11 protein-coding genes and 2 tRNA genes are annotated in these 11655 nt (G+C 51.1%); 6 read left to right on the top strand and 7 right to left on the bottom strand.

Annotation, left to right across the window (positions count from 1 at the left end; genetic code table 11):
• Positions 1 to 348: 348 nt before the first annotated feature.
• From LQZ21_RS14285 to LQZ21_RS14265, 5 genes are all read right to left on the bottom strand, one after another.
• Entirely contained in the window at positions 349 to 1509 is a 1161-nt protein-coding gene (locus LQZ21_RS14285; protein WP_411045229.1) for a tyrosine-type recombinase/integrase, read from the bottom strand.
• 334 nt (positions 1510 to 1843) lie between these two features.
• Positions 1844 to 1916: transfer RNA gene (locus LQZ21_RS14280), tRNA-Pro, on the bottom strand.
• Positions 1917 to 2452: 536 nt separating this feature from the next.
• Positions 2453 to 2527, bottom strand: a tRNA-Asp gene (locus LQZ21_RS14275).
• Between the two features lie 261 nt (positions 2528 to 2788).
• A complete protein-coding gene (locus LQZ21_RS14270; RefSeq protein WP_411045228.1) occupies positions 2789 to 3004 on the bottom strand; it encodes a hypothetical protein in 216 nt (71 codons plus the stop codon).
• A 188-nt stretch (positions 3005 to 3192) separates the two neighbouring features.
• Positions 3193 to 4008, bottom strand: a complete 816-nt coding sequence (locus tag LQZ21_RS14265; protein WP_411045226.1) for an RsiV family protein — start codon at positions 4006 to 4008, stop codon at positions 3193 to 3195.
• Between the two features lie 84 nt (positions 4009 to 4092).
• Between LQZ21_RS14265 and LQZ21_RS14260 the strand changes: the two genes are divergently transcribed.
• The 5 genes from LQZ21_RS14260 (at position 4093) to LQZ21_RS14240 (ending at position 9672) form a co-directional block, all read left to right on the top strand.
• Positions 4093 to 4875, top strand: a complete 783-nt coding sequence (locus LQZ21_RS14260; RefSeq protein WP_411045224.1) for a class I SAM-dependent methyltransferase — start codon at positions 4093 to 4095, stop codon at positions 4873 to 4875.
• Positions 4876 to 4944: 69 nt separating this feature from the next.
• On the top strand, positions 4945 to 6762 hold the full coding sequence (locus tag LQZ21_RS14255; RefSeq protein WP_411045223.1) for a DEAD/DEAH box helicase: 1818 nt from the start codon (positions 4945 to 4947) through the stop codon (positions 6760 to 6762).
• A 5-nt stretch (positions 6763 to 6767) separates the two neighbouring features.
• Positions 6768 to 8402 (top strand): ABC-F family ATP-binding cassette domain-containing protein, encoded by a 1635-nt coding sequence (locus LQZ21_RS14250; protein WP_411045221.1) that lies wholly within the window; start codon positions 6768 to 6770, stop codon positions 8400 to 8402.
• Between the two features lie 64 nt (positions 8403 to 8466).
• On the top strand, positions 8467 to 8877 hold the full coding sequence (locus LQZ21_RS14245) for a hypothetical protein (protein ID WP_411045219.1): 411 nt from the start codon (positions 8467 to 8469) through the stop codon (positions 8875 to 8877).
• Between the two features lie 174 nt (positions 8878 to 9051).
• Complete coding sequence (locus tag LQZ21_RS14240; protein WP_411045217.1) at positions 9052 to 9672, top strand: DUF3575 domain-containing protein; 621 nt, start codon at positions 9052 to 9054, stop codon at positions 9670 to 9672.
• Between the two features lie 262 nt (positions 9673 to 9934).
• Here the strand turns inward: LQZ21_RS14240 and LQZ21_RS14235 are convergent, their stop codons facing one another.
• Together LQZ21_RS14235 and LQZ21_RS14230 are read right to left on the bottom strand one after the other, a co-directional pair.
• On the bottom strand, positions 9935 to 10396 hold the full coding sequence (locus LQZ21_RS14235; protein ID WP_411045216.1) for a hypothetical protein: 462 nt from the start codon (positions 10394 to 10396) through the stop codon (positions 9935 to 9937).
• Positions 10397 to 10422: 26 nt separating this feature from the next.
• A complete protein-coding gene (locus LQZ21_RS14230; RefSeq protein ID WP_411045214.1) occupies positions 10423 to 11022 on the bottom strand; it encodes a hypothetical protein in 600 nt (199 codons plus the stop codon).
• A gap of 130 nt (positions 11023 to 11152) precedes the next feature.
• On the opposite strand from LQZ21_RS14230, the gene LQZ21_RS14225 reads away from it, so the two are divergent.
• Positions 11153 to 11542: a transposase gene (locus LQZ21_RS14225; RefSeq protein ID WP_411045213.1), complete on the top strand. Its 390-nt coding sequence runs from the start codon at positions 11153 to 11155 to the stop codon at positions 11540 to 11542.
• The last annotated feature ends 113 nt before the right edge of the window (positions 11543 to 11655 follow it).

Raw genomic sequence — 11655 nt, 5'->3', positions numbered from 1 at the left:
CAATCCATCGCCTCCTCCTAAACCACCGGCAATATTATCAGTTCAGCAGGAGTTCGTATGGTAGAATCTGTTCCTGTTTTGGACACTAGTGGTTTAGTATATAAAATCTTTTTTAATATGTCAAGTCAATACTCCAAGAATTTGTTAAATTTTTTGGAACTGTCCCATATAAATTGTTAATTTCTTAATGCATACAGCATTTCCCAAAACTAACCAAATTTTGATAAATGCTATCTACAAAGCATTAGCTGCTAGCAACTTGAACAGCTCTGATTTCGTCATTCATTACGCCCGCCAAATAATCCCCGCCGTCCTCTTAAGGACGGCGGAGGGTACAGGCTCTTTTTATCATACAGGGGTAACGTAATCCTTCGTAACTTCATATTGACCAGCGTGCTCTATTGCCGCCCGTGCGGTACCAAAATCCATGTGTCCTTTTTCAAAGTGGGTATAAGTATCCACCATCGCGAGGCTTCTATGGCCGCTCAGTCCGGCAACCATAAACGGAGGAATCCCCTTCTTTTGGAGGAGCGTTATGAACGTATGCCTGCCGGCGGAGTGATATACCAGATTCCGTTCCTTCCGTACCTCCTCAGTAATGCCAATTGCTTTGAGCACCTCCTGAAATCCTCTTTTCACGGTTATCCCATTGCATGGCTTATCCGGACCGGCTCGATTAGGCACTACATATTGACACGGCCGTTGGAAAAACGCCTCATAAGCCGCTTGTACTTCACGTATGAGGTATAATACCTGCTTGGGGAGCGGAACCGTACGAAAACTCTTGCATTTCGGCGCTTTCATTCCTTCCTCGTTCAGGACGAGATTATGCCGTACCGTAAGCAGCTTGTTCTCATAATCAATATCTTCATGTTTAAGCCCCCGGACTTCCCCCTTTCTCAACCCACACATGGCCCCAAGAAGTACCACCAACCGGTAACGGCTGTCAGCCTGGGAAAGAATAATTTTTCCTAATTCATCTTCGGTGAGGGTTCCCCGTTCTTTGGGTTTTTCCATATGAGGCTCTACGCTGGACAGATTGTTCGGGATGTGCAGCTTCTTGCAATACAGCGCGTATGGCCGCTTGATTGCCGCAAGGCCGAGGTTAATGGAACGAGGGTTTATACCCTTCAGAGCAAGCGTTTCGGCAAACGCTTCAAGTCCTTCAGGGGTAAGCTGGCTCATCAGCTTGCCTTCCAGATAGGGCTTAAAATGTTTCAGTCCATAGAACCCGGCCTTACGATAGGATACGGAGAGCGGTTTTCCCCGCAAGGCTTGCGACTTGAAATAGGGGGAATCTGCCGACCAGAATTCCTCCAAATAGGTTACGGCTGCAGGATCCAGGGAAGAAGGGATGATCCCCTGGGCTAAAGCTTCCTGAGCGAGCAGACAGACCCGCGTACGGGAGGTTCCGGGCGGATAGCTTTTCCTCTTGACAATTTTTCCCTTTTCGTCAAAAAAACGGACCTGATAATAGGTCCTGCCAGCGGTGTTTTTAAGTTTTACCACATGAAAAGGTGCGTGCATAGTTATCTCCTTCTCCGCACCACTCCGAGCCTCATGGTACAAAGGCGACAACCAGCTTTATGGAGAGGATTGCCGGGCAGTAAGGTTTTTCCCTTAGCCGTCCTTTAGCGTCCGCCTCTCCGGCGCCCCCGATCTTTTATACCGCCCTTTGAACCATAACACGGTCCATCCTGACGGCTGCGAGGCCACTCCCTTTTAATAAAACCAAGCAGCCCTGTTCTTTTTTAGGTTCAAAATAAGGTTCAAAACTGTCCCTTATCCTGCTGCTGCTTAGCATACTCTCGGATAATTCCTTACAACATAAGGAATTGTGTCATCGGGTAGGCGGGAGTCGAACCCGCGACCTCTTGGTCCCGAACCAAGCGCGCTACCAACTGCGCTACTGCCCGTTTTTCTCCCAGCGGAGAAAAATTTGGAGTTGCCCCGGGCAACTCCACTAATTTGCAACAGGAGCGACGGGGCTTGCCTTCCGGTCCCGGACCTCCTGTCCGTTCCCTCCAGGCCGTCTCCGCCCCCTGCCGGCGGCATCCCTGCCGCCTTTTCCTCGCTTCCGCTCGGCGGGGGCTCCGTTTCAAGCCCCGCCTTTTCCTGTTATAAACAATTCTTCGGGAGCGACGGGGCTTGCCTTCCGGTCCCGGACCTCCTGTCCGCTCCCTCCAGGCCGTCTCCGCCCCCTGCCGGCGGCATCCCTGCCGCCTTTTCCTCGCTTCCGCTCGGTGGGGGCTCCGTTTCAAGCCCCGCCTTTTCCTGTTATAAACAATTCTTCGGGAGCGACGGGGCTTGCCTTCCGGTCTCGGACCTCCTGTCCGCTCCCTCCAGGCCGTCTCCGCCCCCTGCCGGCGGCATCCCTGCCGCCTTTTCCTCGCCTTCGCTCGGCGGGGGCTTCGTTTCAAGCCCCGCTTATACCGCCATATTTCTCATTCTTCGGGAGCGACGGGGCTTGAACCCGCGATCTCCGGCTTGACAGGCCAGCGCGATAAACCAACTTCGCTACGCCCCCCTAAGTTTTTTTATCCTAGTATGAAATTAATAAATAGTCAATAGGTCGTGATACGTCATCACAAAAGCAACCGAAAATGAAGTTTGCGTCATTTTGAAAAGCAGGGGCCGATTTCATTTTCGCCCTGTTTTAGAAGATACATAAAAGTAATTTTTAGTAAAAAAACCCAGAAAACCTACAAAAATGATGGTTTTTACCAGGGCTGCGCCGGTACCAGACAGTTGTTTTGGCTGACCTATGCCTGGTACCGGTCATAGACCACTATGCCACCGACGAAGCAAGCTCTTCCAGCTCATAGATATAGCCGGTTTTAAGGCATACGTCAAAGAGCGTCCGGGACATCGAGTCTTCAAGGGTTTTTTCATCCCCGTCCTTTATCTTGGTAAGCCGTATCCGGTAGCCCTCGTCGTTTTCTCCAAGGATATCAAAATATTCAATCCGGTCACGGTTAAGCGTTTTAATATAATACCGTTTCATACTAAAAACCTCCTCTAAATCATAGGTCCTCAAGGACGTATGATTTATTATCGGAGGATATCAGGGAGAGCCTTAACCGATAAAAGTTGACAAATTTCCCTATTTTCGACTTCCTTCTGCGCCTTCTTCGCCTTCGTGGTCGAATTCTCTTTCTCCCATATATCAGGTATATTAGTGTTTACAAGGTACTAATTTAATTGGGATATCAGAAATTTTCCCCGGGGATTCAATAGATCCTCTATATCCGCATAGGGAATGATTATTTTCACCGGGCCCACCGAATAGGGGGCTATCTCATAGGGGTCCCAATAAAAACCAATACCCCCGGTGGTAAGGAAAAAGTTTTCCGATGGTTCCACCGAATCGTTAAAATAATACCCTGAGGAGAGGGGGGCCCCCGGTTCCAGGGATGAATACGCCCGTAAGGCGTCTTCCACCCGGGTTTTGAGCGCCTCCTTTGTCCCCTCAAGAAACAGATCCTTCAGGCGGATCTGCTTTTTTTCAACTAAATCAATAACAAAATAGTTCTTTTCCCGCATACCATGGGCGCCGCCGGTATAGTACTCCTTGAACCGGCCAATTACCTGCAGCCGGGAGTAGGCCTGGACCTTATGGAGTTCCTTGTAGGTCCAGTTTAATACGGCGGAAGATCGTATGTCCGGATCCTCCGTCTGGGTACGGACATCAAAGTAGGAATCTTCATAGTCCCGGATAAGGTGGGCCGCGTATTCCTCGGGACTTAATCCCTCATAGAGGAGGCTTTTGAGCAGCTCGTCCCCCGCGGGATCCAGCAGGATGAGGGATAATTCCATCCGGGGGCTTTTTTTGCCCTGATCAGGGAAAAGCACGGTCGTCTTATTAAAGATTATCGCCTCATACGGAGCGGTTTGAGCATGGGGTCCCTTTTCCGGGACCGGGTTTTTGGGTCCCCCAACACAGGCGGCGAACACCAGGGATAGGACCGGGAGGATCCAGGTCCGCTTCTTAAAACAAATTGTCGTCATATGTATGAATATGCTATAATTAACTTACACAGTCAATAAAAAACACTGCGACGGATGCCAGCCTCCGGACGAGGATATAACATAATGGATGTAAAACAAGAATGGTTTTTGGACGCCTCCTTTTGGGAGGAATATGCTCCCATCATATTCGACGCCAAACGGTGGAACGAGGTCCCCGCGGTTGCCGACGGGGTTACCCGCTTGTCAAAGCTCAGACTGTACGATGAAACCCCGGCGGTTCCCCCCAAAGGCCCTCCCCGGATACTGGATCTCTGCTGCGGATTCGGGCGGATCACCCTGGAACTGGCCCGGCGGGGCTTTTATCCTACCGGGGTGGATATCACCGAAGCCTACCTCGCCGCCGCCCGGGAGGACGCGGCCTATGAAAAGCTGGAGGTTGAATTGGTCCGCGCCGACGCCCGTTCCTTTAAACGGCCCGGCGCTTTTGATGCGGCGGTTAACCTCTATACTTCCTTCGGCTATTTTGAAGACCCCCGGGATGACCGGCTTATGGTAAAAAACGTCTACGATTCCCTTAAACCCGGGGGGGTCTTTATCATCGAAACCCTGGGCAAGGAGATCGCGGTCAGGGATTTTGTGGAAGCCGACTGGTTCGAGCGGGCGGGATACCTGGTCCTTACCCAGTATGCCCCCCGGGACTCCTGGGGGAGCCTGCAAAACCGGTGGATCCTCATCCGGGAAGACCGCCGGATCGAGCGGACCTTTACCCAACGGCTCTACGCCGCCTCGGAACTGCGGACCCTCCTCCGGGAAGCCGGCTTTTCCTCGGTGGAACTCTACGGCGACTGGGATGAATCCCCCTACGATCACCGGGCGGTAACCCTCATCGCGGCGGCCCAACGGTAAGTTTTGGCGCCGGATACCTTTTCTCCCTCTACACATAATTGTAAAAAACAGGTATAACTATAGTACAATATGGAATTTAAAGAATTTAACCTACACCCCGACCTGATGCGGGGTCTTGTGGATGCGGGATACATCTCCTGCATGCCGGTTCAGGAGCAGGTTCTGACCAATGCCTTTGGCGGCCACGATCTCTATGTCCAATCCCAGACCGGAACCGGGAAAACCGCGGCTTTTTTGGTGGTCATCTTTCAGCGCCTCCTTACCGAGTCCCTCCTCCATGGGAAAAAAGCGATCATCATGGTACCCACCAGGGAACTGGCCGTTCAGGTTGAGGAGGAGGCCAAGCTCCTCGGGAAATACCTGCCCTTTAAGGTGGGGAGTTTCTATGGCGGGGTCGGATATGCCCCGCAGCAGCGGCTCCTCAAGGACAACGTACAAATTCTCGTGGGAACCCCCGGCCGGGTACTCGATCTCAACAGTTCCGGCCAGATGAACCTCATGGATATCGCCTTTTTGATCCTGGATGAGGCGGATCGGATGTTTGACATGGGGTTTTACCCGGATTTGCGGAAGCTCATCAAGGTGGTGCCCCCGGTAGACCGCCGCCAGACCATGCTTTTCAGCGCCACCCTCAACAGCTGGGTCAAAAATCTCGCCTGGGAATACACCAAATCCCCCCTGGAGATTGAAATCGCCCCGGAGACGGTTACCGTAGACGAGGTGGAGCAGATCCTCTACCATGTCCCCAGCGACAATAAGATGCGGTTCCTCCTGGGGATCATGGAACGGGAGAAGCCTGAAAGCGCCATTGTCTTCTGTAATACCAAGCGTTATGCGGAAATCGTGGCCAAACGGCTGCGGATCAACGGGATTGACTGTGAATTTATCATCGGCGACCTGCCCCAGGTCAAGCGGCTCAAGATCATCGACGATATTAAGGCGGGGCGTATCCATTTTCTAGTGGCTACCGATGTGGCCGCCCGGGGACTTGATATTGAAGGGCTTGCCCTGGTGGTGAACTACGACCTGCCCACGGAAGCGGAAAATTACGTCCACCGCATAGGCCGGACCGCCCGGGCGGGTAAAACCGGCAAGGCCATTACCCTGGCCAGTGAACAGGATGTTTATGAGCTGCCTGCCATTGAACGGTATATCGGAAAGAAGCTCCCCGCTGAAATAGCCCGGGAAGATCTCTATGGCCAGGACAAGAGCCAGGGGATGCGGATCCGCACCGACTCCTATGACGACCGGTATGATGACCGGGACCGGCGCCGGGATGGCGGGGACCGACGGGATAGAAAACCGCGGGGACGGATCGGCGAAGGCCGTTCTTCCGGACCCGACAGAAACCGGGGAGAAGGCCGGAGACGGGGGGAGGACCGGCAAGACCGCGGAAAGGAACGGCGGCCCCCCTCCCCGGCCGCTTCCTCCTCCGGAGAGCTTTCCCACCTTTCCTTTGACGACCGGATGACCTATTACAAGCAGAAGTACGATTCTTCCAATCCGGGCGGGCCGGGCCGGCGTCCCCGGAAGCCTGCCGGTAACCGGCAGCCGCCTGCCACCGGTGAAGCCGGGGGCGGCGAAAGGACCCCTCCCCCCAAAAGACGGGGCGGCCCCCGGTCTCAAGAGCCGGCCGCCGGCGCCCCCCGGCCGGAGCGGACCGGGGAGGGCCGTAGGACCGGACAAGGCCGGGGCGGGCGGAATGCCCCCCCCCGGCAAAAAGGGCCGGGACCGGCCGGGGAAAAGCCCGCTGCCCCAAAACGTTCTCCGGAACAAGCCCCCAAGGCGCCGGTTTCCTCCGGGACCGGACCTGAAAAAACGGGGATCCTCGCCCGGATAGCCGGCTTTTTTAAGAAAAACCGGGATTCAGGCGCTTCCAAGGAATAGAATGAGTGATCACCCTCAGTGATATAAGCCTTAAATTTGGGGAACGGACCCTTTTTAAGGACGTTAACCTTAAATTTACCCCCGGAAACTGTTACGGCGTTATCGGAGCCAACGGCGCGGGAAAGTCCACCTTCCTCAAGATCCTCTCCGGCGAGATGGAGCATGACCGGGGGGAAATCTCCCTCAGCCCCGGCCAGCGGATCGCCGTCCTCAAACAGGATCATTTTGCCTTTGAGCAATGCCCCGTCCGGGAGACGGTGATCATGGGGTATCCCAAACTCTACGAGGTACAGCGGGAACGGGAAGCCATTTACGCCAAAGCGGATTTTACCGAGGAAGACGGCATGCGGGCCAGCGAACTGGAGGCTGATTTTGCCGACCTGGGGGGCTGGGAGGCGGAGGCCCAGGTGGGGCAGCTCCTCTCAGGGCTGGGATTGGAAGACGCCGACCTGGATAAAACCATGGCGGAACTGGACGAATCCAAAAAGGTCCGGGTCCTCCTTGCCCAGGCCCTCTTTGGGAACCCGGACATCCTCCTCCTGGACGAACCTACCAACGGCCTTGACCTGGAATCCATCGCCTGGCTTGAGGATTTTCTTATCGATTTTCCCAACACGGTAATCGTGGTTTCCCATGACCGCCACTTTCTCAACGCGGTTTGTACCCATATCTGCGATATTGATTTTAGTAAGATCACCCTCTATGCGGGGAACTACGACTTTTGGTATCAGATGAGCCAGATGCTCCAGCGTCAGGCCCGGGACCAGCTTAAACGGCGGGAGGAGAAGGCCCGGGAACTGCGGGATTTTATCCAGCGCTTTGCCTCCAACGCGGCCAAAAGCCGCCAGGCCACCAGCCGTAAAAAGGTCCTGGAAAAGCTGGATCTGGAAAACATCACGGTTACGAGCCGCAAATTCCCCTATGCGGCCTTTAAACCCAACCGGGATATCGGGAACAATGTTTTACGGATAGAAAAACTCTCCCTTTCCCTTGAGGGAAGGGAACTCCTGAAAGATTTTACCCTGATGGTGAACCGGGGGGACAAAATCGCCTTTGTGGGGGTGGAACACGGGGCCAAATCCGCCCTTTTCAACATCATCGCCGGGGAGCAAACAGCCGATTCCGGGGACTACTACTGGGGCCAGACCACGACCTTCTCCTACTTTCCCCGGGAAAACAGCGCCCTCTTTAACTCCCCCTGCTCCATCACCGACTGGCTCAAGGGGTATTCCCCGGACCAGGACGAGACCTATGTGCGGAGCTTCCTGGGGAGGATGCTTTTTTCCGGGGAGGAGGCCCTTAAGCCGGTGAACGTCCTCTCCGGGGGGGAAAAGGTCCGGTGTATGCTGGCCCGGATGATGCTCTCCGGGGCAAACGTCCTCATCCTCGACGAACCCACCAACCACCTGGACCTGGAGGCGATCACCGCCCTGAACAACGGCCTGTTGGAATTTACCGGGGTTATCCTGTTTAACTCCCACGACCACGAATTCGTCAATTCCATCGCCAACCGGATCATCGAAATAACCCCCGCCGGCCTCATCGACCGGATGATGCCCTTCGACGACTACCTGGCGGACGAATCCGTCAAAGCCCTGCGGGCCGAAGCCTATCATCACGCCGAACGGCTGCAACTGTAGAGAACGGGCATTCGGCCACTGGTAACGCAGCCCTATGTTCTTGACAACATATAAAGGAGTTTTTATGAAGAACCATGGCGTGCGGCCGGTCATTGCCGCGCTGTTTGTGTTGGCTGCGGCAAGGGGCTTTGCCCAGAACCAAGGGAAAAAGGCAAAAGCCCTGGAGGGTGACTGGGTAGTAACGAGGGTACAGCACGACGACACGATTATCAGTGAGCCGATGATGGCCGAAGCAGGTTCTGAAATCTTCTTCGTCTTTGAAAACAACATGATGATGTTGAAAGGAACCCGAAACGGCAAGACAGAAATACTAGTACCCGCCGAAGAAATTGTGGTGGGTGATACTACCCTGTTAGATCCTGCACATCCTGACCAGCCCGGCATGCCCTATCGTCTGGAGGGAGATATGCTAACGCTGACATTCATGGAAGGCGATACCATCTTGATAATTTTGACCTGTAAAAGACGGCAGTAAACCCCGTAGGGAACGATGGTAAAGGCGCAATGGTAACCACCAAGGCGCACAAGGTGAGTATTATATGAAAAGATTATTTTTATTCAGATTTTGGAATGGCTTTTGGGAAGAACATCTTAATTTTCTGAATAGAAATTAATATATGGGGAAAGACCAGATAAAGAAGGACATTATATGAAAAAGATATTATTTACCATCACCATACTACTGATTATTCAAAACAGCATATTTTGTCAAAACAGTAGAGACCGGAAGATTACCATTCAGATAAATCCGATTTTATTGTATGCTGATTTAGTATCCCTTATTCCTTTACCTGAGTACAATGACTCAAATACATTTTTATTTAGCTTAGAGGGACAATATAAATTAACTGAAATGTTTAATATATCATTAGAAGCTTCGTTTAAGCGACTTAGTTTTCGAAATCCCGAAGGAATGGAATTTCAGATGACGTTTAAACCAGGGTTTATTATTAGACCATTTGAAACCGGGTTAAAAGGATTTTATATCGGTCTTTATTCTAACGTTGGGTGGTTAAATGTAACTGTAACTGACGATAGATATATAGATCGCTTTTTTGTTGAAATAGGAAGCGGAATAGTCGTAGGTTATAAATGGATATTTAACCACGGGTTCACTTTACAATTGGGAGGGGGAATTGGTAAAACGTTTAGTATTCCAGAAAAGTATGCTTCAAATGATTCTTATATGAATTCTGATGGAAGGATGACTGTGTTTAAAGGTACCTTTGATCTTATCGCATTTGATATTAAAATAGGATATTCATTCTAATGACTCTCCCCGCCCTGAAGCTCCCCCGCCGAAAGGCGGGTTCTTGGGTATTCGACCCGGCTTCGAACAAAATAAATGGAATATGGGGGCACTTCGCATAACGCTCCGGCTGTTTGGGAACGTTTTTGCAGCCCTGGCAAAATGCGGTGGAGGTTTTGCGTGGGACTGAAGCGCAGCGGAACCAGCAAAACTACAGCCTGAGCCGCCTGCTGGCGGCGAAGCGCATACAGACCCTGTTAGGTGCAGCCCCCGTTTTTTACGACTATATCTCCTCATCCAATAATAGCATTCTTTTCTTCAGAATTATAGTATAGGGAAATATTACCAGAATATCGATTAATCCGGCATATAGCGTGCTGATGAATGCAATTGCCATATTGGGACCAAGGGCCGATCGGTTTTCCAGAAACATTAACATGGCTATCATGGCGATGATTATTACTACCAGGGCGGTAATCCAGGTAAGCTTCCGGTAACTCTTAAAAAAAACCTGCGATTTTGACAGTTCTCCTAACGACGGTTCCTTTTTGAACGGCGCGGTAAAGGCGATCCCCGTGAAATTTTTCCCAAATAAAATCCATTGATATGCCAATGGGAAAATTATTATCAGAAGCGCATTGGGAAGATCGATGTATACACCAAACATTCCCCCGCAAAACAGCACCGCTGCGGCAAAACCGAGCAGGGCTAATACAAGCGCCAACACATAATTCCGTATCATCATATAACTCCTGTAAAATAAATTATCCTTCATAAAGAAGAATTGGTTTCAAACAAAAAATCATAAACAACTTGTGCGGGATTTTCCGGGAATATTTTTTCACTCCCAGCCGCCTGATCTACCAGGGAACTCCTCAATATATGGTCTTTCATCGAAATGATTGATATGAACAAAACAATCATAAACAGAGCGGCTAAAATGGTATGGGACCATAACAACGGGGCTTTCTGCCTTCCCGCTTCTTTAAAACCCACCATACGTTTCACCGGAGGTGTTCTGGACTGATTATATATTAGTTCAAGTTCAACCGCGCCCTTTATCAGTATATCAACAACCCCGCCGCAAGCGGTCGGGGTATGTTGTTCTCGTAAGGTATTTGACTCAGGGTCCATACCCTTGGTTCCACCCCAAGGCTCCCCCGCGTAAGCGGGTTCTTGGGTATGGACCCTTCGCAACGAATCAAATCTATGCGTCTTTTTCAATTCACCCCCTAATGTTATTTCAAAATTGGGTTCTAACCTAATATTTCCCTTATTTTTAAAATATTCAGAAGCGATTTTCTCAAAATCTGAACCGACAAGTGAGTTTGAACTAAAACCTTCTCGTTGATTATTATTTACAAACGGCATATTTTATTTCTCCTTAAACGTATTTATTTTATAGTAGAGCCTGTTTCAAAACCCCCAGGGAAGATAGAAAAGGCGAGAGAAACCTGATAGAATTATAGTTGAAAAAACCATCAATCAGGAGACCCTCGCCATGAAAACTATAAGCCAAATCATAGCAGGAGCGCAAGGGCTCCTGAACATCTCTTTTACCCTTTCACACTGTTTTGAAGAATTCCTCTTGGATGAATATAAAACCTTTCTCCATATGTTGCGGGTCATAGAAAAACAATTGCCTGCCCGCATACGGCCGTATGCGGGGACCGGACGGATACCCTATCAGTATACTCCCTTTATACGGAGCTTTCTGGCCAAGGAATATTTCGGGATACCTAAGACCAGTCAGTTGATCCAGCGGCTTAAAGGAGAACCGAATCTGCGGCTATTGTGCGGATTCGAACAGGTACCCAGTAAGGCGAATTTTTCGCGGGTGTTTACGTTTCTTTCAGAACAAGACTGCTTGAACAAACCCTGGAGGGGATAGTGGTCATGGCCCATAAAGACCAGGTGGTATATCAGGTAAACCGGGACTCGACGGCGATACCGGCGCGGGAGAAAGTGGTCAAGAAAGCGGAGAAAACGGGACCAAAACCGGCT

Source organism: Treponema sp. TIM-1 (assembly GCF_046533115.1).
In the GTDB taxonomy this organism is placed as follows: domain Bacteria; phylum Spirochaetota; class Spirochaetia; order Treponematales; family Breznakiellaceae; genus JAIRMO01.
This window is presented reverse-complemented; position numbering and strand designations above follow the sequence as displayed.

Coding starts and splice junctions, on each gene's coding strand:
- LQZ21_RS14245 (WP_411045219.1), top strand. CDS start 8,467: ATGAAGAACCATGGCGTGCGGCCGGTCATTGCCGCGCTGTTTGTGTTG.
- LQZ21_RS14225 (WP_411045213.1), top strand. CDS start 11,153: ATGAAAACTATAAGCCAAATCATAGCAGGAGCGCAAGGGCTCCTGAAC.
- LQZ21_RS14270 (WP_411045228.1), bottom strand. CDS start 3,004: ATGAAACGGTATTATATTAAAACGCTTAACCGTGACCGGATTGAATAT.
- LQZ21_RS14235 (WP_411045216.1), bottom strand. CDS start 10,396: ATGATGATACGGAATTATGTGTTGGCGCTTGTATTAGCCCTGCTCGGT.
- LQZ21_RS14265 (WP_411045226.1), bottom strand. CDS start 4,008: ATGACGACAATTTGTTTTAAGAAGCGGACCTGGATCCTCCCGGTCCTA.
- LQZ21_RS14260 (WP_411045224.1), top strand. CDS start 4,093: ATGGATGTAAAACAAGAATGGTTTTTGGACGCCTCCTTTTGGGAGGAA.
- LQZ21_RS14240 (WP_411045217.1), top strand. CDS start 9,052: ATGAAAAAGATATTATTTACCATCACCATACTACTGATTATTCAAAAC.
- LQZ21_RS14230 (WP_411045214.1), bottom strand. CDS start 11,022: ATGCCGTTTGTAAATAATAATCAACGAGAAGGTTTTAGTTCAAACTCA.
- LQZ21_RS14255 (WP_411045223.1), top strand. CDS start 4,945: ATGGAATTTAAAGAATTTAACCTACACCCCGACCTGATGCGGGGTCTT.